Genomic DNA, 24,037 nt, shown 5'->3' with positions numbered 1-24,037 from the left:
GCAGCCAGCATGTCCTTCGATAGGGGGTTTCATTGAAGCCTGAAGAATCTGAGCTCAACGCCGATCCGGACTCGCCTTTGGCATTTTTCCTGAACGGAATAAGGAATGGCGTCAATAAAAGCAATGCCGCCATTAAAGACATAGTTCATGCACTGGAACGCGAATCCTCCGGATTCGCCTTGGCATATAAGGCCAGGAATAGTGATTTTCGCCTGGTGGTAGATGCTCCAAAAAATACGCTCGACGCCATCGCTAATGGTGACATCAAACTGACTGCCGATAGAACAGGCAATACCTTTGCCCAGCTTTTGGATTCTAACGGGCGATATGGAAGGAAATTGCCCATCAAGCGCGAGGATTTCAGCGGGGGAATTGATCCCGTTCAAGCGGCGAACGCTATACAACTCAGGGCAATCCAAGGTCAGCTTGAAGACATCGCCCACCAGATTGCAGTCATAGATGTGCGCGTGCAGGAAGTCCTCGAGGGGCAGCAGAGCGATAGGCTCGGCCTCCTACAGAGCGGCATGCGCCTTTATCTGCAGGCTCGTGAAGTTGATGACGACTCTCTGAGAAAGCTCCTTGTGTCTCAGTCCTTACGCGCTCTATCGGACGCAGAGGCCCAGCTCGAGCTGAAGATGGAGTCTGACGTGAAATATCTCGCTAATGGCGACTATGAGCATGAAAAAGGCAAACGCACAAAACGCATCGATGAAAGAATGGACAGCATCAACAGCTGCTTTCCTGCCATACACCAGGCGTCGATTGCCAGAGCAGCCATTTTTTGCGAGCAAGGAGAGCCCAAGGCCATGGCGAAATCCCTGGAAACATATTCGCACTTCATAAAGACGACTGTGGGAGACAATGCGGGCCTTCTAGCGGAATGCGATCGCTCTGATACAGGAACAGAACAGGGAATTTGGCGATCTCGAGCCGCACTTCAGCTTGATGTTTCCAATCTAAGCGAGGCCCTAGCATTGCCTGAGAAGCACCTGTACCTTAAGGTATCTGATGAAAAGGATGAGAGCCATGAAGAGCGTTAGAGGCTGCACCAACCAGGAATGCGACTCTTACAAAAAGAACGACAAATATAAAAAAGACTATGATTACTGCCCAAAATGCGGCTCAAAACTGATGGCCGTATGCAAATCCCATGGATGCCACACTTTTATCGATAACCCGGATGGCATATACTGCGCTCGCTGTTTAGCAAAAAGAAAAGACAGCGCAGATCATGCGAAGAAAAAGCGCAGATCATGCGAAGAAAAACATAAGCACCATCGGCGGAGGCTTGTTGGCAGCAGGTGGTCTCGTCGCAAAAAACGGTAGGACAATCACCTCTGTTGTAGCGAAAGCAATTAAATTCCTTCCAAAATAAAGGTTCGCGCAAACACGGTATTCATCAAACATCAGCTTTCACAGTTGTCAAAGTACCGCTATACGTATGATTGAACTTATAGGCTCCATAGACCCCCAAACACACAAGTCCGATTTTGTGAAGTCGCCAGACTGTGAAGCTCAACAAGCAGCCAGCAAAGAGCCTTGTCGGATTGGAATGGCATCCTTCCGACAAGACCCTCTGGCTGATTCACAGAATTCAGTTTTCTTTAGGCCTCCAGAGCTCGCGCTCCCAGGAGTGCCTGCTCAGCAGCCATAGGGACGCGTCCCAATCCATCCAGACCGACGTTGAGCAGGTAGTTGATGCCGTACTTGTTCAGATGGGCCTTGTAATCGTGAATGGTTTGCGGGCTCTTCCAATTTTGGTCATGGTAGGAGAATCCCCAGGAATCGTTGATGGTCCCGGCGGTCTCGTAGAGGCCAAGCTTTGAGGGCTTGAATCCTTCGATCGAGTTGTAGTCAACATTGCCATCCGAGGCGGCCTTGTCGCTGGCGTCCGAATCTTCGGGAATCTCGTTGTCCCCTAGAGAGACATAGTCGTAGCGGCCGTTGCCCAGCCTGGAATTGATCAAGCAGTCAGGCTGCAGACGCTTGACCGTATCGTAAATGGTCTGGCTCTGCTCGTCGCTGAGGGTCATGGGAACATCAAACCAGGCAACAGATATCTCCCCATAGTTGCTCATGATCTCTTCGATCTGCGGCATGATCTTGTGCTCGAATGCCCGGTCGTAGTTCTTCTCCCCTGTGAAGTCCCAGCTGTTGTCCCAGGTGGTGCCTGCAGTCTCGATGTCGTTCGAGAGGTATCCGCCGCCATCCGGTTCATGCCAGTCCAGATCCTGCGAATAGTAGAGACCAAATCGCAGGCCAGCCTTGCGGCAGGCCAAAGACAGCTCGCCGATCACATCCCTATGGAACGGCGTCGCGTCATAGACGTTGTAGGGATCCACCAGCGACCGGTACATGGCGAAGCCGTCATGATGCTTTGTAGTGACGACCAGGTACTGCATGCCGCAACGCTTGGCCAGGTCAACTATGGCATCAGCGTCAAAATAAATGGGGTTGAAGGCCTGGGTCAGGCGTTCGTACTCCTTGTTGGGGATCTGGAGCTTGGATTGGATCCATTCCGCATAGTTGCTTGACGACTTCCCCTGGTACTCCCCTCCCAGGAGTGAATAGAGACCCCAGTGAATCATCATGCCGTATTTGGCCTGTTTGAACCATTCCACGGTATCGCTCATTATTTACCTCTGTTTCTGTTGATTGACACGAATTGCCATGACCGCCTCAGATGGTCAGCTTGTCCTTCTTGACGACGAAGGCATCGTAAAGGGCCAGAATCACGTAGCAGACCCCTGCACACATGATCATGAAACCTGGGTCATTCTTGCCAAGCACCCCGCCCAGTGCCTGGAAGAAGTAGGGAGCCACCAGGGAGCCGATGTTGATGCCGATCAGGATTATCGAAGTGGTCAGGTTCATGGAGCCCTTGGGCGAATAGGCCACCATGCGTGCCGTCAGGGCCGGGTTGATGATGCCGTTGCAGAACCCTGCCACCAAGACCAGAACCAGCAAGACCGGAATGGAGTTGGTGAAGGGCATGGCGATCATGACCACTGCCGTCAAAACCTCGAAGATGAAGACGGTGTATCGTCCGCACCACTTGGCGAGCTGTTCGAAGGCGATGCCTGAAACGATCGAGCAGAGCACCAGGAAGCCGAAGATCCTGGTGGCATCAGCTGCAGAGCCTATATGTGAATCGACCATATGGCTGGCCAGCTTCAGGGAGATAGCCGAATAGAAGAGGCAGACGAAGAGGAAGAGGATAGCCAGCTGGATAACGCCGCCGTTGGTGGACGGCTTGATGGAGGTGTCCTCCTCGACCTCCTTGCCATCCTCCACAATGACCCGATCAAGCCGCTTGGGGACGAAAAGGGAAACAAGGACAATGGGCACGATCAGGAAGAGGAAGACCAGATAGGTGGCGTGCCAGGAGATGTTGATCAGGAATCCTGCAATGAAGAGCATGATCGAGTCGCCGATGGCGCCGACGGAGTTCCTCCAACCCAGAAGCCTGTTCCTGATTTTCTCAGGGAAGACATCGGTGATGTAGGAGACGCTCAGTGGGGTGAAGATGCCCATGCCCACGCCGAACATGGCCCTCGACAGGAATATGGCCGGATAATTGTAGAAGAATGCTGGAATGACGCCAAAGACCAAGGAGACGATGAGCCCCAAAAGGACCGTGTACTTCTTGCCCAGCTTATTGGATATCAGGCCGCTGACCACGGTCCCCAGCAGGACGCCACCTGTGGGGATGACGACCAGCAGCTCGACGTTGGCCTCCGAGATGTTGGAAAAGTACTGCTTCATCAACGGGATAGTCCCTGAGACGGCGTTGGAAACCGACATCAGGAACGATATGGACAAGATGCCCAGCATCAAAATCGGTGAACTGGTGTTCACCTGTTGCTCTTTCGACTCCATGAAAGTCCCTTCCTCGGAACTGTCATCGCATGCCCTTCGCGATGGCGAGCGATTGATTCACTCATGTACTGCAAACAACTCAATTCCATGGACCGTCTTGGTCCTCAACTATTTCAAGAGACAATAGTTTGTTAATAGTATATATCAAATTGGAAACTATACATGTCCAAAGTGTCGCGTCCCGCCGAATCGGCCGGATCTGCCGTCCAGCGATCACCAAACAAATTGTTGGACCTCGGCCTTTTAAATCAGCCTTAAGGGATGTACGCAAAAGCTAACGCCGATAAAGCAATTGGAACGCTGGCAAGACATTCCGAAACAAAAGTATCTTTATTAATTATCATTGACAGAAGAGATAAGGCAGAGGACATCGTTGCTGTCTGCATGCGGGCGAGGTAAGCCCGCTACTGACGGCTGTCCCCTCAGGAGCATGGTCCATCAGCTCGATCATTCATCGACCGGCTGAGGTCTCGCCTGCTCTTCTGCTCTAAAAAAGTTTTGTGCTCCACCCAAGAGCAGTCAACGACTGCACCGACAGAAAGAACCAAGGAAATGAGTGATTCATCCCCACAGATAGTCATCCACGATCAATCCACCTGGGCCTCTATTGCTACATGGCGGATGGCCTATGAAGGGATGGTCAAGTCAAGTTCCGGTCTTGAGGAGGGTGGCCAGGCGGGTGATGCTGTCGAGGCGCTGATCCGAGAGGTTGAGGCCAACCCCGATTACACCTCCGTCGGTTATGGAGCTTTGCCCAACCGGGAAGGTGAGATGGAGATGGACGCCGCCTTCATGGACGGGAACAGCATGGCAATGGGCGCCGTGGCCGGCATCCAGCATGTACTCCATCCCATATCTGTGGCCAGGCAGCTGAGCCGGCGCCATACCAGCAGCTTTCTGGTCGGGCAGGGGGCGACCCGTTACGCCCAGGTCAGCGGGTTCGAAATGCGCAATATGCTGACGGATAGGGCCAGAGAGCGCTGGGAGCTGGAAGCCGCCAAGACCACAACACCGGAGTCTGCCGGTCCCTATCGAGGGCACGATACTGTCGGGACCATCTCCTTGGATGCGCATGGTTCGATGGCTGCCGGCACATCAACATCGGGGCTCTTCATGAAGGAACCTGGCAGAGTAGGCGATTCTCCCCTGCCCGGCTCGGGCTTTTATGTGGACAGCGCCATCGGAGGGGCGGCCGCCACCGGGCTGGGAGAAGACATCATGAAAGGGTGCCTCTCCTATCGGATCGTCGCCCTGATGGGAAGCGGCTTGAGCCCGCAGGAAGCCTGTGATTCCGCAGTCTACAAATTTGACGACCTCCTGAGGAACCGCTACGGCAAGGTAGGCGAGATCTCCATGATCGCTCTCAACAAGAGAGGTGAATGGGGGGTCGCCACCAACGTGGAATTCACCTTCTGCACAGTCCAGAAGGACAAGCCGACACGCATACTCATGGCCAATCCGGACGGCAAGGGCGGAACACGAATCGAACCAGTGGCCAAGGAATAGTTGCGGGAATATGAACGCTTGCTGAAGGCGTTCATCAAATGACCACTTATCATTCTTGACTGATTAGTCAACTAATGCTATCTTAGCGAGCATGGGTCGCAAGAGAAGTTTCGATAATGATGAGGTCCTTGCCCGTGCCCGCGAGGTTTTCCTGGAGCATGGCTATGAGGGCACTTCGATTGATGCCCTCGTCAAGGCCACGGGTCTGCTCCGGGGCAGCCTCTACGGTGCCTTCGGCAGCAAGCGTGGCATGTTCGTGGCCGCGCTACGTGATGCAACGGATTCTGAGTCGGGCGATTCAGGAGTGCTCAATCTGGTATTGGTGGCACTCATGGAGCTGTCAGATCATGATCTTGAGGTTCGTGGGCTGGTCAGGGATTACCTTGCGAAGCTGTCCAGCTCGGAATCTGACGATACCAATGCTGTGACCGTTGATGTCGCCACGCTCCTTGGCGAGACGCTGCTGCAGCGTGCACATATTCGGTTTCAGTCTGATAATGAAAGAAGCAAGTCATGAACAACAAGGTGGCAATTGTCGGGCGGACGCTGGAAGTTGAACCGCAGGGCTTGGATAAGATGTGGTCGTTCAAAGGGAAACTGGTGGTGCCGCTCGAGCATGTTCTGGGTGCGAGCGAGGATCCGGGCATTCTTGATGATGCCAAGGGGCTGCGTTCGCCCGGCCTTCATGTTCCCGGTAAATGGGCCGGCACATACATTGAGCATGGGGAAAAGACATTCTGGAATGTCACCCGACCGGAAAGCCCCATCGTCATCCAACTCAAGGACGAGCACTATGATCGGCTGGTGCTCGGGGTGGAACATCCCCGCGAGCTGGTTGACCGGATCAACGCGGCCATCACCAAGCAGTAAACGACGGATTACAGCACCCAAGCTCTTCAATCGACCATCGGCGTTCGAGTAGTCAGAAGATAACCGGATAAGCCGACATGCCATATGACCATACTGTTTTTGACGTATTGCCGTACGACTTGTCGGCCCAGATGCTCACTCCCACTCGATGGCAGCAGTTCTGATGTCCCGTCATTCCAGTTGCATCCAGTTTTCGGTGCCGTCTCGAATCGAGTGCCGCCAGGTAACGCCATGTCGCGCTTCGTCGGCTTCGGGGACAAAAGTCGGGACAACTTCAAATACTTTTTTCGAACTCAGGGCTTTGAGTTTTTATTTTTGTCCCAAAGAGTGCAGCGGGCCGACTTTGGAGGCTCAATAGCGCCGAAAGCGCCCGTTTTGAAACTCAACCGCCCTTTAACCCGCAAGCCGCCAGCTGCAATCGTAAGTGAATCAGCGCGGGTGGTTTGCGCGCCATTTGCAAAACCCCAGGTCGCGACCCTTCGCCATTCGTGGGAAAAGTGAGTAGTCTCAGGTGGCTTACTCATGAGTTGAACCGCTTTCGCGATTAGGGGCCTAATAGCGGCTTCTCCACTAACTGCCCCTGGGTTTGCCTTTGTCCGCCGCACGGGATGGCTCCCGAGGCAACGCGGTGAGATAATGCCATCCAACGCAGGCAATGGAGCCTGAAAATATAGGTGACGGCGGCATGGCCCGAGCCAGCACTTTTGGCCCGCCTCCGTAGCCTCCTTTTTCATATGCGGTCCGCGATACGCCTATGGGAGCGATTCGCTCGTGCAAGGCTGTAAACACGCAGAGAAAACGAGGTATTGGATGAATAGCGAACCGATCTACAAAGAATTCCTTCTTGGAGAAGGCTTAAGCGAGTTGAAGAAAATTCGAGATGGCTGGAGGGATGAAAGCGGCTATTCCGAGTCGAGGGGAGGAACCTCTTTAATACCTGAAAATCTATGCAATGTCTCAGGGTCCGAACGGCTTAACTATACCTTCATCATGGACAGAGCCAATGAGTGCATGTATCGACTGATTTGCGAGTCGATTTCCATGCTTCTTACAGAATATGGATACATAACACTACGTGCCCGCGTTCGCAGAAGCGATGCTTACCAATATCTCCCAAAAGACGGCCTAGCCGGGCCGACCGTCCTCAAAGCGAGCAAGAGGGTGGTCCGCATAATCAAGGTGGATGTCGATGGCTCCCCGAGCGTTTTTGTATTCAAGGAACCTGGATTAGACCAGAGTCTCCCGAAAGAGCTTGAGGATTCGCTGAGGGAAAACTTTGGGGTATCGAAAATCACCTACGTCTCTTTGGTTATGGACGGAGCGAAGAGGGAGGTTCTCAATTACGAGTCGGTGAAGGACGCTACGCCCTACATCTCGGTTAAAGAGTTCTTCCGCCTGTTCTTTCCACAAGAGGAGTTCGACAAATTCGAGGAGGCTGTGGTTGAGCTTAGGCAGAAAGCGCGTTCCTACTATGGCTTGAGCATAACCAAATCGCTTAACCATTTGCGCATGGGCCATTTCAGGAGAGACATCCGAGACCGTCTGATCGGCTACAAACCAGACGTGGAATTGGGGTCCGAACAGAGAATGGCCATAGACAAGAGCTTTGTCGTAGACGGCAGATACTCGGCGTTGACCGGTGACACGGATTTCGCAGTAAGCTTCCAGACCGCAGAATGGCTAAGGGATTCTTTAACGCATGCAGGATGCATAGATTTCGCCCCCATCGCGTTGGAGTACTTCAAATCGCTCGAACAATTCCTGTACAGATTTCTTTACGCCATACATAAGACTTCGAAATCGAAGAGTAGGCGTATTTACTACGGCAAAAAGCTCGGAGAAAACCCTTACTACCTGCCTGCGAAAAGAGATGGCGTTCCCGACAAATCGCGACACATAGAAGTCAAGGACGGAGAAATCGAAATCAACGATGAGCTTTTCACGGATGGTTTCGAATATGTCTTAGACCTCGGTAGGCTCACAAGGTTCTTCGGCGACTATGTTTGCGAGAAGCAGCAGCTGTACAGCCGCAATGAAGACCTTCTCGATACGGCGATAAGCGAGGATACGTACGAGTCGATAATTCGCGCACTCCAAAGCGCTCGAACGATGAGGAACGGCATTGCTCACAAAGACAATCTCTACGATTGGACCGAGATGGAAAGCGCCCGGTCGTCAGTCCTCTTGGCTTTCTACTTAGTCCTAGGTTCTTACAGCATCGATACTGAAATGCGAAGCCTCCTCGGCATCGAAAGCGATTGCGTGCAGAAAAGCGAGGAGTGGAAGCTCTGCAACTACGTGGCATCGGCGGCCGTTCCTAAAGGCAATCCTCTTGAGTTTCCCGTTTTTTATCTCGATGGCGACGATTCCCCCGAGGCCGCCTTGTTTGCTTGCCCCGACGACGAAGAATCCGATCCCGACCGATATGGAAAAGCCCAATCGTTCTCGGGTGTGTACTTCAAGAGAATCGGATCGCATAAGCGTTACGATATCTCGTACCCAACTGACCGTCTTCCCTCATTGGTTGAACAAGGGATGCTGATTATCTGCGGTGAGGGGCTGAAGCTCATGGGGCCTCAAAAGGTCATCTACAGAGACGGAAATTACCTTGGGGACACGAGCGCAGAGTGACTTCGAACCCAGGGCGTGGACCTCGCGCTCCCGCCCTAAAGACCATCGTGGCCGGTTTTAAGGGCGGGAGCGCGAGGAATGTCCGTAGGGTTCATGCCTTCCCGGGCGCAAGCCACCAGTCCGTAACCGCAGGTGAGGCAGCGCCGTGGCTTGCACGCTGGTGGCAAATTCGCAGGTCAAACATCTCCGTCATCTATCGACGAAACGAGAAGCCCCACGTTGACGCGTCTATGAGTTGATGACCTGAACGACGGTCGTCCTAGTTGCCAGCTTCCGCATCAGAGAAACCACTTGGAGCAGAAGCCGATCTGGAAGACCGAATGGACGAGCATCGAGATTCCGAGGCAGACCATCATCGCGCAAAACCCGATTCCGGCCCATTTCAAGAAAGGGTCTTTTTCTTGCTTGTCGGAAGCTCGCTCCATCCAGTCGCGCGAATACGTATCGCCGTACTCGTCGCTCTTTGAGGCCTCTTTCGAAAGCAGCTCGAGAGCTTCGTCGAGGTCATCAGCAAGCTTGTTTCCGTCGATTCCGACCTTGAAAAGATGAGTCTCATCATGCTGCTTGAGCGCCGATTGGTTCTGCAAAAGGTAGAACCTCTCGCCGTTCACCCCGTTCGCCAGAGCGGTCCTCTCGCTCGAAAACGACCGAATCTCCTTCTTGAGCCTTGAGAAGGCCCCCCTTGCCCTCGATTCCGAACTTCTGCGCGAGCGACTCAAGCTGCCAGAGCAGGTCGTACAGCCCCACCGCGGGCAGGAGCCCGGCCCCGTACGCCTTCTCGAGCATCGACCGCTCGAAGCGATCGTAAACGGGGATCGCCTCCCCGTACGTCAACCTGGTGCCAACTTCGGGGAAATCATTGCATTCCATATCGTCTCCTATCATTCGAATCGAGAGTTAATTCCTTGGGGCGCGTCACGCGTCGACGACGCCGCGTCCCACAACAGCGGTTGTTGCTTCCGCGTGGGCGCATCGCCTAGCACGCAGGGCGCAGATCAAGCCTGAAATCACCTTTGGCGATAGAGAGGCTGTAGTTCGACCCGACTAAAACAGCGATGCCCATCAAGGCCAGACCGCAAGCGGCGATCAGCTGCTCCGGCGAAAAGCCGAGGATCCTCCTTCCGTTATCGCACGCCGCCTCCGCTACGGCATCGGCTGACGAAATCGTCGGGGCGTTCACCGCCCGTCCGGCGTCGTTCATAGTTGGCTCCCTACTCTCTCTTCCATTGCTTCGACCCTTATTTTCAACCGTCATCGGAATTTCGTCTCCTCTGACTGGTTTGGATTGCCTACAATTTCATAGGCAATAAAGCTGTTTATGGAGGACCTGCAATGTCTAGGACATTCACCGAGGAGGAGATCTCCGAGTTAAAGGAAGCCGGATTCGCGGCGAGCGGCACATCGAGAAGCAGGATCCTGTCCGTTCTCGACCTCCTCGTCCGCTTCACCGATGAGAGGACGGGCATATCCGCATCGGAAATCGCGCGCGTCATAGGCATTTGCTCCGAGAGGCCGACGTCGGAGAATGCCATTCTCAAGGACCTCCACCAGATAAGCGAAAGCATGCCAATGGGAATCCGCGTAGCGATACCAAGCCACGGTGAGAACATTGGGTTCAGAGCTATAAACAAGCCCTTGTCATCCGAGGAGGCAATCCTGATTTCCGACGTAGTGGGGACAAGCTCCTTCATCGGCGAGGCGCAGAAGGAAGCAATTTCCTCGAAGGTGCTCGTTTTCTCCTCCGACTACGACGTTGACGAAAGCATAGAAACCGTGTTTGTCGACCGCAAAGCCGGTAAAGACACTGATATGTTTTTTGGCGTCCTCCATGCCGTATCCCGAGCAATCCGGATGAACGAAAAGGTCGCCTTCAAGAAGCAGGTTCACCTGATGAGCGGACCCACCGTAAAAGTCGGGTTCTATGAGGAGGACCCGGTTGCGATCGTGTTCAGCTTCGGCCGTTACTATCTCGAGAGTATGCATCTCGATGAAAGCGGCTTTCCCATCCCCCACTTCCATCGACTAGACGACATCACAGACCTAGTTATCACAGGAAAACCGGTGTCGGATCGGGATAAGGTAGAGGCGCTGAGGACGCGCGTGGTCGCGGACACGCGCCAGCGGGTCGACATGTTCGGCTCGGGCACCGCCAGAAAGCTGTTCCTGGAAGTATCCGGCACTCATGCCAAGTACGTTTACGAAAGGTTCGGCCACGACCTCAAATTCTGTCACATCGACGAGAGCGACGAAAGAAACGTCATCGGCTACGCCTGCGTCAGCGTGATGCCGTCTCCGACCTTTTACAGGTGGCTATTCGGGATGGACGGCGCGGTGAGGCTGGCGAAGCCTAAGGGGAAACGGTGGGTCGAGAGCTTCCCGAATGCCGTCGCCTCCGACCTAGAATCCTATATCCAAGATTACGAAGCAGCATCAGAGGGCTACAAAGCCGCACTGGATGCAGCTATTTCACGATTGGACTCGAAGAGCTGCCGGCAATGAGGCAATCCCAATCGGTCCGATTCAAAAGCCAATATTGACTAACTCGAATTCGGCTCGCATCCTCGCGCCGTTCGTCTGCTCCCATTCGTCCGAAATGACAACCACAGCAGGTCGTGTCCCAACGGATGGGTACCATTTATCCGGGTGCACCTGGGGCAACGGGTTGAAGAACCTGCACAAGGTCGCTCGCAGAACACGCAACATCAAACACGACAGAAGAGGCGAACGACAGATGCCGGACCCCGGACGACAGCACCGCGGAAGACGAGCATTCCGACCACAACCGAACAACTCCAGCTACTAGGCAGGCGCCCGCATGGGTGCCTTTTACTTTTCAGGGACTTAGCCGCGAGCTAAGGCACGCGGCTCATGGCCGTTTCGTGAAGGCACGACCAGCTCGACCCACTTCGACCCGTCTCCGCTCCTGCCGTGCTCACCAATCGCCATCAGGCGGTTCAATCGTCGTGCAGACGAAAAGGCACACGGTGTCGTGCGGTGTCCTCGCGCGGTGCCGCACGGGAAGATTGGAGGAACCATGGCACGCACAGCCGAATGCGCCGCGCCCGAGGGAAGCCGAGATCGGGACGAATGGATGACGGTGATCGAGATGCAGGAGTACATGAGGGCGAGCCGAAACAAGGCGTACGACCTCATCTGGTCGGGAGAGATCGACTCGTACAGGCTCGGAAGGAAGCTCCTGGTGTCGAGGGCGTCAGTGGACGCCTACATCGAGTCGAGGAGCGGCAGGAAATGACGGCGGCGACCGCCCCGGGAGCCGCCCGCGGCCGGGCACGCGAGGGAGCCTCGAGACGAAAGGAGCTCGAGGACGACCATGACCAAGAGCATTAGCAGGAGCCAGGTGAGGCTCATCGCATCGACCAACGCGATATTCGGCGCCGACGAGGCGTGCGCGATGCTGCGCATCAGCCGCGACGCAATGTACCGGCTCGCCAAGGACCCCGACGACCCGTTCCCGATCCGCTACATCGGCGGCAAGACGCGCGACGGCATCGTTCTGCACGACGAGCTCGTCGCATGGGTCGAGCGGAACAGCATCGTCGGCTCGCCCAGAAGGGATTAGCGCCGATGGCAGCCGCAGGCCCGAGGGGACGCGACGGCCCCTCCCCGCGCGAGTTCACGGCGGTACGGCACTTCATGATGGCGGACCTGGGCCTCTCCGGCCTTCCCCTGCTCGTCTACGCGCGCATCTTCGGCTTCTGCGACGCCGGGTGCGGCTACTTCGAGAGCAAGGGTGGCCTGGCACGATTCCTCAACGTGCAGGAGCGCAGCGTCCACCGCGCCATCCGCGACCTGCTCGACCGGGGCCTCATCGAGGAATGCGGCGTGCACGCCCCGGCGCGCGGGCACGCCACCAAGCGGTACCGCATCGTGCGCGAGAGGCTGCCGCCCGGAGCGCTGGCAACCCCTGACGATTCGTCAGGGTTCCCGGCGCGAAAGGGTGACGAAATGACAGGGTTCGCCGAGAACAAGGGTGACGAACCGTCAGGGTTCGCAGCCCGAACCCCTGACGAGATGACAGGGAAACCCCTGACGATATGCCACCCAATAAGCAAAAGGGACAACAAGGACTTCAGAAGATAAGGAAGGGGCGCCCGATGGACCGAGCGGGACTCATCACCCTGGAGCAGGCCCGTGCGGCCGGGCTCTCCTTCGACGAGCCGGAGCCGAGGGCGTGCCCGCACTGCGGCGCCGCCCTCGATCCGCTCGGCGCGGCGCTGGCGGGCAGGGTCGCCTGGGTCTCCGCCGCCCCCTGCCCGTGCGAGGGCGCAGCCAGCGAGCGGGAGTCCGAGGCGCGAAGGCGCGCGGCCCTCGCCGCCAAGGAGGAGGCCGCCCGCCGGGAGAAGGCGCTCTCGCGCGCGGGCATCCCCAGGCGCTACTGGGCCGCCGAGGCCGACCGCCCCGAGTTCGCCGAGTACATCGCCTCGTTCGCGGGCAACGGGGGCGCCGGGCTCTACATACACGGGGGCGTCGGCGCCGGCAAGACGCACGCCGCCTCCGCCATGGCCAGGCTGTTCGCCGAGGCCGGCTACGACGTCGCCTTCACGACGGCCAAGGGCATGCTCGAGCGCGTGAAGGCCACGTTCGACGAGGGCGGCACCGAGGCCGCCGTCGCGCGGTACGCCAAGTGCGACGTCCTCGTGCTCGACGACCTCGGCAAGGAGGACGCGACGGAATGGTCCGTCGGCACCGTGTTCAGCGTGCTCGATGCGCGCTACGAGGACATGCGCCCGACCATCGTCACGTCGAACTACGCGCCGGGCGCGCTGGCGGACAGGCTCGCAAGGCGCGGCGAGCGCGTCACGGCAGAGGCGATCGCGAGCAGGATCTCCCAGACCTGCAGGACCGTCTACCTGGGCGGAAGGGACAGGCGCCGCCTCGGCTAGCTTGTGCGCTTCCCGTGGAGGCGCGGACGGCTCGACCCAGCTCGACCCATCGCAGGCGGCCCCGATGCCCGCCGCAATCGAAATCGCTATACACGTCTTGGGCGGCGCCGACGCGCCGGCACGCACGCCTGCTCCGACTCGCACCGTGCCCCCATCGCGAGGACGCCGCCCGCCAAGCAACAAACGAAAGGCGGAGGGCCCATGGACGGCTTCGAGAGGATAACCGGCCGCGAGCACGACGGGCTCGTGGAGAAGTGCCAGGAGAACGGCTGGCTCAAGGTCGGCGGCTTCGACTGGCAGGACGACCCGTTCCTCGAGGAGTACCCCTACGAGTTCTCCCGCACGGACAGCGTCGACAGGCTCCGCGAGGCGCTCGGCTCGGGCAACTGGGCCATACGCCAGGGGTTCTGCTACCGCGACCTCGCGTTCATCCAGCAGGTGAACGGCGGCGACGAGTGGTGGACGCTCAAGCGCGACGGCGACGCGTGGACCGGCTTCGAGAGCTGGAGCTTCGGCGCCATCGCCCAGGAGCCCGAGCGGTTCGAGCGCGCCATGCGCGACATGTGCGAGGCGACGCCGGAGCAGTGCCGCAGCGGCGAGTGGGCCCATCTGCACGAGAAGGCTCCCGAGCCGCTGGCGCAGCGCGCCGCGTCCGCCCGCGAGGCGAGCCGCGCGCACGCCGGGCAGGAAGCCCGCGCCCCAATGGCGCGCGAGAGGGCCGTCGGGGTCGAATAGGGACGACCGGGGCGCGAAGGCGCCCTTTTTCATCTCGACTGGAAGGGAGGCGCGGGATGGCGAGCGACTACGGGGACGAGGCGGGCGGCAAGCTGCTCGACTGGATGCTGAGGATCGGCCAGGAGGCCGGCGCCGAGGCAATGGCGCGCAGCGCGAGGGAGCTCTCCGAGCGCCTCGCGGGAATCCGCGGGACCATCGCCGGCGGGCGCGCCGAGCCCATCGCGGCCGACGGCGTGCCGGCCTACGCGAAGCTCAGCCTCGAGGAGCTCTCTGGGCTTCCCGAGTACGCGACGATCAAGGAGGTCGTCTCCGACAAGCTGCGCGCCGCGTCGGTCGAGCACCACATCATCCCCGGCGAGGGCCGCGACTGGCTGCTCTTCAAGGTGGAGGACGCCCCCGAGGTCGACGAGGCCTTCCGCCAGCTGGAGCAAGAGACGGGAAAGGCCGCCGATCGCGCAAGGGAGCGGCTCTCCGAGATCGCCGAGAGGCGCCAGGCGCCCGAGCGGCTGGCGGAGCGCGCCGAGCGGGCGCGCGAGGCGTCGAGGGCCCACAGCCAGGGCATCGGCCGGGACCGCGGCCCGCGCCAGATCGAGGGGCCCGAGAGATGAGGTGGCAGGCGGCGGCCGCGCTGGCCGCGGCGGCGTTCGCCGCGGGAGACTTCGCGGCCGCGGCAATCGCGGCGTCGGGCACGAGCCCGATCCTCGACCCGGAGGCCGCCATGGCGGCGATCCCCGCGGCGCTCCGCGCGGGGCGCGTCTTCTCCGCGGAGGCGGTTCCCCTGTGCGCCGGGACCGCCTGCGCGTGCGGCGCGCTCCTCGCCTGGGCCCGCTCACTGGGGACCAAGGGGGCCCGGCGCGACGGCGAGGAGCACGGTAGCTCCAGGTGGGCCACGCGCAAGGACATCGCGCCCTTCGGCGACCCCAAGGACCCCGACAACAACATCATCCTCACCGACAACGCGCGCATCCGCCTCGTGAGCCGCAGGTTCGACCTCTCCACCGACACCAACGACAACGTGCTCGTGGTGGGAGGACCCGGCACCGGCAAGACGCGCTACTACGTCAAGCCGAACCTCCTGCAGGCCAACGCCAGCTTCTTCGTGACCGACCCGAAGGGCACGCTCATCCGCGAGATGGGCAGCGCGCTGGCGGAGCTCGGCTACGAGATCCGCGCGTTCGACACCATCGACTTCACGCGCTCCATGCGCTTCAACCCCATAGCCTACATACGCGACGAGGCGGGCGTCATCCGCTTCGCCCGCGGCATCGTCGCCAACACCGAGGGCGACGCCGACCACAAGGGCGACCCCTACTGGGAGAAGGCCGAGCGCCTGGTCTACACCGCGCTCACGGCCTACCTCGTCATGCACTGCGAGCCCGCCGACCGAAACCTCGACGGGCTGCTCACGCTGCTCTCGCTCGCCGACGCCCGCGACGACCCAGGCTACATGAGCCCGCTCGACATGGTGTTCCGCGAGCTGGAGACCGGCGAGCGCTACGTCAGGCGCGGCGGCGCCTCGGCGGAGGGCGGATCGCTGCGCGGCTTTTCCGAGGAGGACGGCGCGTGGGAGTGGGTCAAGGTCCGCGAGCCCGCGCCGCCCGACGACTTCGCGCTCGCGAGCTACCGCGAGTTCCGCGTGGCCGCCGGCGACACCATGAAGTCGATGCTCTCGAGCTGCAACGTCCGCCTGAAGCCGCTTTCCATCCGCGCCGTGCGCGACCTCACCTCCAAAGACGAGCTCGACCTCGCCCACATGGGCGACGAGGGCGCCAAGGTCGCGCTCTTCGCGTCTATGAGCGACACCGACTCGACCTTCGACTTCCTGTTCGCCCTGCTCATGGATACGGCCGTGAGCGCGCTTTGCGCCGAGGCGCTCGAGGCGCACGGCGGCTCGCTGCCCACGACGGTGCACTTCGTCTTCGACGAGTTCGCCAACATCGGGCGCATACCCGACTTCGAGCGGACCATCGCCGTCACCCGCAGCAGGAACATCGCCGTCTCGATGATCGCCCAGTCGCTCTCGCAGCTGAAGGAGACCTACGGCGACAACAACGCCGAGACCATCGTGAACGCCTGCGACACGCTGCTCTACCTGGGCGGCAAGGCGAACGAGACCAACGAGGAGATCAGCAAGATGGCCGGCAAGCAGACGGTGGCGAGCGAGACGCAGAGCGACTCGCGGGGCGCCGGCTGGACCCGGACCGTGAACCGCGGCATCTCCGAGCGCGACCTCATACAGCCCGCCGAGGTGGCGCGCATGCCGCGCGAGGACGCGCTCGTGCTCGTGAACGGGTGCATGCCGCTCATGGACCGGAAGTACCGGCTCGAGCGCCACCCGCGCTCGCGCCTGCTCGAGGAGGCCACGCGCCGCGGCCCGTTCGACTTCGCGGAGTACCGCAGGCGGAAGGACGGCGCCTCGTGACGGGGCCGCGGAGGGCGCGGGCCTCCCCCGCCGCGGGGGAGGAGCAGCAAGGAACATCGTCAACCGAAAGCAAAGGAGAGCAGCATGCTCGCAAACGTCATCAAGCTCGTGTCGGGCTGCGTGACCTTCCTCGGCGGCTTCCTGGTCGTGTGGGGAGCGGTCTCGCTCGGCCTGGCCATCAGGGAGCAGCAGGGCGGCCCGCAGATCGCGACCGCCATTTCCACCATCGCCGGCGGCGCGATCATCATCGCCGCGTCGGTCTACTTCGGGCAGCTGGACACGTCCTGGCTGCCGGCATAGGGGGCGTCGCGGATGGCGCTCCGGATACCGGTGCAGAAGGACATCGGGGAGTACGAGGAGAAGATCGTCGGGAAGATGAGCCTGCGCACGCTCGCATGCGTGTCGCTCGGCTTCGGCAGCGCGGTCGGGGCGGCGGCCTTCGTCCACCTGGGCCTGCACGCCGACGTCGCGGACGCGGCCTTCCCGATCATGCTCTGCAGCATGCCGTTCTGGCTCGCCGGGTTCTGGCGGCCCTTCGGCATGCGCGCCGAGGAGCTGCTGCCGCTTTTGGCGGCACACGAGCTCTCCCCGCAGCTGCTCGCGTACGAGCCCTGCCTCGCCGGGAGCCTCCCCGAGGGCTCGCCGCGCCCGGGCCGCCCGGGACGTCGCGCGAGGCGCAGGGCAAGGAAGAAAGGAGCCGAGCTCTATGAGCCGAGCAAGAAGCAACAAGGAGAATAGGCCGAAGCGCCCGAGCACCCTCGGGCTGCTCCTCGGCGGCACGGGCGGGCGCAAGGACGCCTCGAAGGGCGCGGAGGCCGAGCGGCAGAGGCGCCGCCGGGAGCGCGACCGCTCGCGCGAGATGGCCGCCTACGTCGGCTACGACGCCATGTACAGGGACGGCATCGCCCAGGTGATGCCCGGGGTGTTCAGCCAGACGGTCGAGTTCTCCGACATCAGCTACCAGTCCGCGCGCAAGGAGGCGCGCGAGACGGCCTTCACCGTGATGAGCTCGCTGTTCAACTACTTCCCGGCGGACTCCCACGTGCAGCTCCAGGTAGTGAACGCGCCCATCCCCGCCGACGAGGTCGGCCGCAAGGTCTTCTTCGAGCCCGGGGAGCGCGCCACCGCCGGGCTCGCCGAAGAGTACAACCGGATCCTCAACGACAAGATGCGCGAGGGCGTCTCGAACCTCGTGCGCCACCGCTACCTGACCTACGCCGTGGGCGCCGACGACGTCGACGCCGCGGTGCCCAAGCTCGCGCGCATCCGGGGCGACGTGGAGCAGACGCTCGCGCGCATACGCTGCTCGTCGCGCGCCCTCGACGGCGTCGAGAGGCTCGAGCTTTTGCAGGGGCAGCTGCGCCCGGGGTCGCGCTTCGAGTTCTCCTGGGACAAATTGTCCCCGACGTCGGGAGCGCGCACGAAGGACTTCGTCATGCCCTCCACGCTCGACTTCAAGCCCGAGGGCAGGTCCGACTGCTTCCGCAGCGACGGGCGCTACGGCGCGGTGCTCGCGGTGCGCAGCTTCGGGTCAGTCATCGAGGAGACCTACCTCGCCTCCATCATCGACCTGCCGCTGCCGCTCAACGTGACGCTGCACGTGCAGCCCATCGCGCAGAGCGAGGCGCTCGCGCTCGTGAAGCGCCAGATCGACTGGATGGACAAGGAGATCATCGACGAGCAGATGAGCGCCGTGAAGAAGGGCTACGACTACCAGATCCTGCCGCCCGAGCTGCGCTTCTCGAAGGAGGAGGCCGAGGAGCTGCTCGACTTCCTGCGCAACAAGTCCGAGCGCCTGTTCGTCTACACGGGCCTCGTCTACACCTGGGCCGACAGCCTCGAGGAGCTCGACCGCCGCGTCCAGCAGGTGACGAGCGTCGCGCAGGGCTGCACGATCGGCCTCGAGCCGCTCCACTTCCGGCAGCGCCAGGCTCTCAACTCGGTGCTCCCGCTCGGGGACAACCACGTCACCGTGAGCCGCTACCTCACCACGGGGCAGGTGGCCATGCAGATGCCCTTCGCCAGCCAGAGCCTCGACGAGGCGGGCGGAGGCTACTACGGGCAGTCCAGGGAGAGCGGGAACCTGGTGCTGTGCGACCGCAAGCGCCTGGCGAGCCCCATGGGCTTCGTGTGCGGCAAGCCCGGATCGGGCAAGAGCTTCTCGGTGAAGCGCGAGATAACCAACACCGTGCTCGCGCACCCCGAGGACGAGGTCGTGATCTTCGACCCGGCCGGCGAGTACGGCAACCTCGTCGGCGCGCTCGGCGGTGCGAACGTCGAGCTCGCCCCGGGATGCTCGGCGGTGCTCAACCCCCTCGACACCGCCGACGTCGCGGACCGCGCCGACGCCGCCAAGCTCGCGTACAAGACCGACGCGGTGCTCGCGCTCTCGAGCGCGCTCATGGCCGAGGGCCGCGAGGGCCTGCCGGAGCGCGACCGCTCGATCATCGCCCGCTGCGTCGACGAGGCGTACCGGGAGTGCGCGAGGGACGGCCGCCTGCCCACGCTCGGCGACTTCCACGCGGCGCTGCTCGCTCAGCCCGAGCCCGAGGCCGCCGACATCGCGCTGCGCTACGAGCGCTACGTGAAGGGCGCGTTCTCCTTCTTCAACGGCCAGAGCAACGTGGCGCTCGACAACCGCATCACCAACATCGACATGCACGGCCTCGGCCAGAACATGCGCGTGTTCGGCATGATCACGGCGCTCGAGATGGTGCGCAACCGCGTGATGGTAACGCCGCCGCGCCCCAACTACACCTGGCTCTACATCGACGAGGTGCAGAGCCTCTTCGCGCACCCGACGGTGGTCGAGTACTTCGCCCGCCTGTGGCGCGAGGGGCGCAAGTTCGGCCTCATCTGCACCGGCATCAGCCAGAACACGAGCCACATGCTGGCCAACGCCGAGGCCCGCGACATGGTGCTCAACTCCGAGTTCTTCCTGCTGCACAAGCAGTCCACCGCCGACCTCGACGCATGGGCGGAGATGCTCCAGCTCTCCGCCACGGAGCGCGGCTACATCGGCGACGCCGTCAAGCCCGGCGAGGGCCTGCTCATCAGCGCCGGGATCCGCGTGCCCATCACCGACGACTTCCCGAAAGGCCCGCTCTACGACCTGTGGAACACCAAGCCCGCAGAGGTCGCCGAGCGCGAGATGCGCCGGGCGGCGCGAGAGGCGGAGGAATAGGAATGGCCGGCCCGAGCGAGGGCGGCGGGATGCTCGAGGTGGTCGGGGCGCAGCGCCGCGACGTGCTCACCGCGGGCGACGTCGCGGAGACCGAGCGCGACGCCCTGGGAAACGTCTCGGAGGGTGCCGGCCCGCTCGACGAGGCGGGAGGCCCCGCCGCAACGGCGAAGGGGCGCCCTTCCAGGCCCGACGCGCCGGAAGGCGGGCTCGGGGACAAATTGTCCCAACCAGCCGGCGACCGGCGCGCGGCGGCCGCGATGCGCTCGCGCGTCGATGCGGCGAAGCTGGCGATCGCCCGGGAGGCCGTCTCCCAGCTCGACGACTCGGAGGAGCTCGAGGGCGCCTCGGGCATGTACGACGCGGGGCGTGCGGCCAAGAAGGCCGCGGGAAGGCTGCGGCAGAGGAAGGCGAAGAAAGCAGCCCAAGGCAGCCGCAAGGCGGCGACCGCGCTCGGCGCCCCAAAGGGAGGCGCGCGCGGCCCCGAGGCAGCCGGCGCGACCGCCCCGGCCAAGCACCAGGCGGCCCAGGCGGCCGCGCAGGCGTCGGGCGAGGCGGCCCGAGCCGCGGGGTCGAAGGGCGCCGCCTCCGCGATCGCGGGCGCGGTCTCGGGCGCAGCGCCCGCCCTGCTCGGGGCGGTGGCCGGCATCGTGGCCTTCGTCGCCTGCGCGCTCGCCGTCGCGCAGCTGCTGAGCGCGCTGTTCGGCTTCTGGGACGACGCGGCCTCCAAGCAGGGCCTCGAGGGGCTGCCGCCCTACATCACCTACGAGATGGTCGAGGCGGCGCTCGAGTGCCAGGAGGAGTACGGGCACCCGGCGGGCTGCACCATCGCGCAGATCATCCAGGAGTCCGGCCAGGGCGACCGCATGAGCCAGCTCGCAGAGCGCGACCACAACCTCTTCGGCATGAAGTGGTGGTCGGGCTACGCGGGCTGCCCCGAGGTGGCCGGCAAGGCGAACTGGGCCACCAGCGAGGAGTACGTGCCCGGCGAGCACACCCAGATCACGGCGAGCTTCATCCGCTTCACCGGCGACGCCGAGTGCATCCGCTTCCGCAGCAGGGTCTTCCTGCAGGCGGAGCGCTACTCGGGCAACGCCCTCATCCGGGAGGCGATCGAGAGGCACGACTCGGACAGGATGGCCGAGGGGCTCAAGGACGCCGGCTGGGCGACCGACTCGTCCTACGTCGAGTCCCTGAAGTCGATCATGGCGCAATGGGGCCTCTACCGGCTCGACTCCATGACGGTCGAGGACCTGAAGGACTCGACCGCGAACGGGAACGCGATCGTCGAGGCGGCGTACAGCCAGCTCGGCGTGCCCTACGTGTGGGGAGGCTCGACCCCCGGCAAGGCGCTCGACTGCAGCGGGCTCACGCAGTACTGCTACGCGCAGGCGGGCATCCGCATAAGCCACTACACGGGTTCCCAGTACGAGGAGCTCAGGCGCATACCGCTCTCGGAGGCGAAGCCCGGCGACATCCTCTACCGCTCGGGCCACGTGGCCATCTACATCGGCGACGACAGGTACATACACGAGCCGCGAACGGGCGACGTGTGCCGCATAGCGAGCGGCATCGGCAGCTTCAGCTGCGCGCTCACCGCGAGATAGGAGAAACCAATGCAGGGAAAGTCAAGGGTCATGGCCGCCGTCGCGGCAGGCGCGCTCACCGTGGCGCTCGGCGCGGGCGCGGCGCGCTGCGCCATCGCCCCGCAGGAAGGCGCGCAGGATAGTCCCCAGGAGCAAGAGCAGCCCGCGGCTGCAGGCGCCGACGCGGCAACCGGGAAGGCCGCCTCGGGCGCCGAGGCGCTCTGGAACACCGCATGGACGGGCGCCGACGACCCGACAGCCACGCTGCGGATCGTCGAGGGCGCCATGGTGGAGAGCGCGGGCGGCACCGAGCGCGCCTGGTTCTTCTCGGCCGAGGAGCCCTCCGAGGCCGGCGGCGTGCTCAGCGTGCCCATCGAGGTCAAGGGAACCGGCGACAAGGCGGGAGGGCTCTCGCTCATCCAGGTCTCGGGCGACGGGGACGCCCGCACCCTGGCATGCGACCTCCTGACGCAGGCCTACGTGCCCCAGAAGGCGCAAGACGGAGCGTTCTCCGTGACCGGCACCGACGACCGCCTCTCCGAGGCGCTGGGCGCGGATGCCGCCGCCATCGAGGAGGCCGTCGCCGGGAAGGCGGCGGAGGTGTCCCCGCAGGCGGCGGGAGCCACCTGGGACAAGGAGGTGTGGCTCGACTACGCCGGGAACGTCGCGTCGACGACCTTCACGCTCGACGACCCCGCCTCGACGGTGGTCACCGTGGTCTCGCGCGGCGGCTCGCTGGAGGCGATGTAGCCGTGCGGGCGCTCAAGGCGCAGCGCCGCAGGGCGTTCGCCATCTCCGCCGCGGCGGCGTTCGCCCTCTGCGCGCTCCTGCTCGTCCCCGCGCAGCCGGCATACGCCGACATAGCCGGGGACGTCAACGATTGGCTGTGCGGCCTTCTGCGCGACTGCTGCAACTGGATGTTCAAGGCTCAGACGGGCGTGCTCGGGTCGATCGGCGCGAACGGGATCCTCTCGGCCGACTTCGCGCACATGCTCACGAGCTCGAGCGACCTGACCATGCACGACGTCGCCCGGGGCGTATGGCAGGTTGCCATCCTGCCGATCGGGTGCGGGGTGCTCGGCCTGGTCTTCACCCTGAAGCTCGTCGAGATCTCCCAGCGCATGGACGGCAGCCAGAGCCTTCCCGGCGTCAAGGAGGTCGTTTTCCTCCTCGTGTTCTTCGCCGTGTTCCTGTTCCTCATACAGAACAGCTTCGACCTGATGGCGTCGATCTACGAGGTCTGCGGGCTCGCCATCGACCGAGTCGAGGCGCTCTTCGGCGCCGGAGGCGCGCTCGACCTGCCCGAGGTGTCCGTCGTCACCACCGACGACGACATCCCGTCGCTCATCGCCATGCTCGTCGTGAGCCTCATCAGCTGGGTCGTGGTGCTGGCGGCCTACGTCGTCGCCCTCGTGGTCTGCTGGGCCCGCGCGCTCCAGCTCTACATCATGGCCGCGTTCGCCCCGATCCCGCTGGCGTTCCTCGGCATGGACGCCACGCGCCAGATAGGCCTTGGCTACCTGAAGAGCTTCGGGGCGGTCTGCATCGCCGGCGTCATCATCCTCGTGCTGCTCATATCGTTCCCGCTCGTGCTCGGCGGGCTCACCGGGGCGAACCCCGGGACGGGCACCCCGGCCGACGCGGTCGCAAACGGGCTCACCTACGCGCTGCAGTACCTGGCCATGTGCGTGCTGCTCATCCTGGCCCTCGTGAAGAGCGGCTCCTGGGCGCGCGACATCGTGAGCGGCTTCTAGCGGAAAAGCGAGGAAGGGGGCGGTCGCCATGAGATAGGGGCACCGCGCCGGGGCACGCGTCCCGGCGGATGAAGACAAGGACCGATTGAAAACGAAAAGGAGGAAAGACATGGAAGAGAGGAAGAACGTGTACCTCTCGCTGCACAAGAGCTTCGTGCGCGAGGGCATCGAGTACACCGACCGCGCGACCGGCGAGACCAGGACCTTCAACTCGGCGACCCTTCCCAAGGGCACCGTCGTCGACGGCGTGGACGTGGGAGGCTACGAGTTCAGCCCCATGTTCGTGAACGAGAGCCGCTTCAAGGGGGCCGACTTCCGGGACATACCGCTGCTCGCGAACCGCGAGGTGTGGCTGAGGAAGACGGTGATGGGCCCGGACGGCCAGCCCGAGCTCGACGAGGACGGCCGCGCGGTCAAGGACACCGTGAAGGTCATGCCCGCGCAGCTCAAGGAGGCCGTTGACGCAGGGCGCTCGCGCTACCTCGCGGAGCGCGCCGAGCACGCCCGCCAGGCGAGCCGCGCCGCCGAGCACGAGGCGCCCCGCGCACAGCGAAGCGTCGAGAGATAGG

General features: G+C 62.2%; 26 protein-coding genes. 21 read left to right on the top strand and 5 right to left on the bottom strand.

All coding sequences use genetic code 11. From position 1 onward, the window contains the following. Positions 1 to 32 precede the first annotated feature (32 nt). A complete protein-coding gene (locus J3T93_RS03195; protein WP_267430483.1) occupies positions 33 to 1,040 on the top strand; it encodes a hypothetical protein in 1,008 nt (335 codons plus the stop codon). A gap of 564 nt (positions 1,041 to 1,604) precedes the next feature. Here the strand turns inward: J3T93_RS03195 and J3T93_RS03190 are convergent. After that, positions 1,605 to 2,633: an alpha-L-fucosidase gene (locus J3T93_RS03190; protein WP_024627374.1), complete on the bottom strand. Its 1,029-nt coding sequence runs from the start codon at positions 2,631 to 2,633 to the stop codon at positions 1,605 to 1,607. Positions 2,634 to 2,679: 46 nt separating this feature from the next. Continuing rightward, a complete protein-coding gene (locus J3T93_RS03185; RefSeq protein ID WP_267430482.1) occupies positions 2,680 to 3,879 on the bottom strand; it encodes an MFS transporter in 1,200 nt (399 codons plus the stop codon). Positions 3,880 to 4,431: 552 nt separating this feature from the next. On the opposite strand from J3T93_RS03185, the gene J3T93_RS03180 reads away from it, so the two are divergent. The 5 genes from J3T93_RS03180 to J3T93_RS03160 all read left to right on the top strand — a co-directional run bounded on the left by J3T93_RS03180 (position 4,432) and on the right by J3T93_RS03160 (position 8,886). Beyond that, entirely contained in the window at positions 4,432 to 5,385 is a 954-nt protein-coding gene (locus J3T93_RS03180; protein ID WP_267430481.1) for a N(4)-(beta-N-acetylglucosaminyl)-L-asparaginase, read from the top strand. Between the two features lie 91 nt (positions 5,386 to 5,476). After that, a complete protein-coding gene (locus tag J3T93_RS03175) occupies positions 5,477 to 5,902 on the top strand; it encodes a helix-turn-helix domain-containing protein (protein ID WP_267430479.1) in 426 nt (141 codons plus the stop codon). Further along, positions 5,899 to 6,255, top strand: coding sequence for a hypothetical protein (locus J3T93_RS03170; protein ID WP_267430478.1), 357 nt, complete (start codon positions 5,899 to 5,901; stop codon positions 6,253 to 6,255). Before J3T93_RS03175 ends, J3T93_RS03170 begins: the two co-directional genes overlap by 4 nt. A 231-nt stretch (positions 6,256 to 6,486) precedes the next feature. After that, positions 6,487 to 6,756 carry a hypothetical protein gene (locus J3T93_RS03165; protein ID WP_267430477.1) on the top strand — a complete coding sequence of 90 codons (270 nt, stop codon included), beginning with the start codon at positions 6,487 to 6,489 and terminating at the stop codon, positions 6,754 to 6,756. Between the two features lie 309 nt (positions 6,757 to 7,065). Next, entirely contained in the window at positions 7,066 to 8,886 is a 1,821-nt protein-coding gene (locus J3T93_RS03160) for a hypothetical protein (protein ID WP_123649856.1), read from the top strand. Positions 8,887 to 9,164: 278 nt separating this feature from the next. Here J3T93_RS03160 and J3T93_RS03155 read toward each other — a convergent pair whose 3' ends face one another. The 3 genes from J3T93_RS03155 to J3T93_RS03145 all read right to left on the bottom strand — a co-directional run bounded on the left by J3T93_RS03155 (position 9,165) and on the right by J3T93_RS03145 (position 10,087). Further along, the gene (locus J3T93_RS03155; RefSeq protein ID WP_096227033.1) at positions 9,165 to 9,473 is read right to left on the bottom strand and encodes a hypothetical protein; all 309 of its coding nucleotides are present in this window, start codon (positions 9,471 to 9,473) and stop codon (positions 9,165 to 9,167) included. Continuing rightward, a complete protein-coding gene (locus tag J3T93_RS03150; RefSeq protein WP_123649857.1) occupies positions 9,442 to 9,756 on the bottom strand; it encodes a hypothetical protein in 315 nt (104 codons plus the stop codon). Before J3T93_RS03150 ends, J3T93_RS03155 begins: the two co-directional genes overlap by 32 nt. A 106-nt stretch (positions 9,757 to 9,862) precedes the next feature. Further along, positions 9,863 to 10,087, bottom strand: coding sequence for a hypothetical protein (locus J3T93_RS03145; RefSeq protein ID WP_096227031.1), 225 nt, complete (start codon positions 10,085 to 10,087; stop codon positions 9,863 to 9,865). 131 nt (positions 10,088 to 10,218) lie between these two features. On the opposite strand from J3T93_RS03145, the gene J3T93_RS03140 reads away from it, so the two are divergent. The 15 genes from J3T93_RS03140 to J3T93_RS03070 all read left to right on the top strand — a co-directional run bounded on the left by J3T93_RS03140 (position 10,219) and on the right by J3T93_RS03070 (position 24,036). Next, a complete protein-coding gene (locus J3T93_RS03140) occupies positions 10,219 to 11,385 on the top strand; it encodes a WYL domain-containing protein (RefSeq protein WP_096227030.1) in 1,167 nt (388 codons plus the stop codon). A 535-nt stretch (positions 11,386 to 11,920) separates the two neighbouring features. Then, positions 11,921 to 12,139: a helix-turn-helix domain-containing protein gene (locus J3T93_RS03135; RefSeq protein WP_096227029.1), complete on the top strand. Its 219-nt coding sequence runs from the start codon at positions 11,921 to 11,923 to the stop codon at positions 12,137 to 12,139. A 78-nt stretch (positions 12,140 to 12,217) separates the two neighbouring features. After that, positions 12,218 to 12,466 carry a helix-turn-helix transcriptional regulator gene (locus J3T93_RS03130; RefSeq protein ID WP_096227028.1) on the top strand — a complete coding sequence of 83 codons (249 nt, stop codon included), beginning with the start codon at positions 12,218 to 12,220 and terminating at the stop codon, positions 12,464 to 12,466. A 5-nt stretch (positions 12,467 to 12,471) separates the two neighbouring features. Continuing rightward, positions 12,472 to 12,987: a hypothetical protein gene (locus J3T93_RS03125; RefSeq protein WP_096227027.1), complete on the top strand. Its 516-nt coding sequence runs from the start codon at positions 12,472 to 12,474 to the stop codon at positions 12,985 to 12,987. 14 nt (positions 12,988 to 13,001) lie between these two features. Then, on the top strand, positions 13,002 to 13,790 hold the full coding sequence (locus tag J3T93_RS03120; protein ID WP_033500214.1) for an ATP-binding protein: 789 nt from the start codon (positions 13,002 to 13,004) through the stop codon (positions 13,788 to 13,790). A gap of 201 nt (positions 13,791 to 13,991) precedes the next feature. Next, positions 13,992 to 14,525 carry a peptide ABC transporter substrate-binding protein gene (locus tag J3T93_RS03115; protein ID WP_198187151.1) on the top strand — a complete coding sequence of 178 codons (534 nt, stop codon included), beginning with the start codon at positions 13,992 to 13,994 and terminating at the stop codon, positions 14,523 to 14,525. 56 nt (positions 14,526 to 14,581) lie between these two features. Continuing rightward, a complete protein-coding gene (locus tag J3T93_RS03110; RefSeq protein ID WP_051923562.1) occupies positions 14,582 to 15,133 on the top strand; it encodes a hypothetical protein in 552 nt (183 codons plus the stop codon). After that, positions 15,130 to 16,947, top strand: a complete 1,818-nt coding sequence (locus J3T93_RS03105) for a VirD4-like conjugal transfer protein, CD1115 family (RefSeq protein WP_096227025.1) — start codon at positions 15,130 to 15,132, stop codon at positions 16,945 to 16,947. Before J3T93_RS03110 ends, J3T93_RS03105 begins: the two co-directional genes overlap by 4 nt. Before the next feature lie 84 nt (positions 16,948 to 17,031). Continuing rightward, positions 17,032 to 17,247 (top strand): hypothetical protein, encoded by a 216-nt coding sequence (locus tag J3T93_RS03100; RefSeq protein ID WP_006234636.1) that lies wholly within the window; start codon positions 17,032 to 17,034, stop codon positions 17,245 to 17,247. Positions 17,248 to 17,259: 12 nt separating this feature from the next. Next, positions 17,260 to 17,685: a PrgI family protein gene (locus J3T93_RS03095; protein WP_073293314.1), complete on the top strand. Its 426-nt coding sequence runs from the start codon at positions 17,260 to 17,262 to the stop codon at positions 17,683 to 17,685. After that, positions 17,654 to 20,131, top strand: coding sequence for a VirB4-like conjugal transfer ATPase, CD1110 family (locus J3T93_RS03090; RefSeq protein ID WP_267430463.1), 2,478 nt, complete (start codon positions 17,654 to 17,656; stop codon positions 20,129 to 20,131). Before J3T93_RS03095 ends, J3T93_RS03090 begins: the two co-directional genes overlap by 32 nt. A 2-nt stretch (positions 20,132 to 20,133) precedes the next feature. After that, on the top strand, positions 20,134 to 21,735 hold the full coding sequence (locus tag J3T93_RS03085) for an NlpC/P60 family protein (RefSeq protein WP_198187152.1): 1,602 nt from the start codon (positions 20,134 to 20,136) through the stop codon (positions 21,733 to 21,735). A 30-nt stretch (positions 21,736 to 21,765) separates the two neighbouring features. Continuing rightward, entirely contained in the window at positions 21,766 to 22,464 is a 699-nt protein-coding gene (locus J3T93_RS03080; protein WP_198187153.1) for a hypothetical protein, read from the top strand. A 2-nt stretch (positions 22,465 to 22,466) separates the two neighbouring features. Further along, entirely contained in the window at positions 22,467 to 23,468 is a 1,002-nt protein-coding gene (locus tag J3T93_RS03075; RefSeq protein WP_198187154.1) for a hypothetical protein, read from the top strand. A gap of 109 nt (positions 23,469 to 23,577) precedes the next feature. Next, positions 23,578 to 24,036: a DNA gyrase gene (locus J3T93_RS03070; protein WP_073293310.1), complete on the top strand. Its 459-nt coding sequence runs from the start codon at positions 23,578 to 23,580 to the stop codon at positions 24,034 to 24,036. Position 24,037 lies beyond the last annotated feature (1 nt).

This window comes from Bifidobacterium sp. B4111 (assembly GCF_026537235.1).
Lineage (GTDB): Bacteria > Actinomycetota > Actinomycetes > Actinomycetales > Bifidobacteriaceae > Bombiscardovia.
This window is presented reverse-complemented; position numbering and strand designations above follow the sequence as displayed.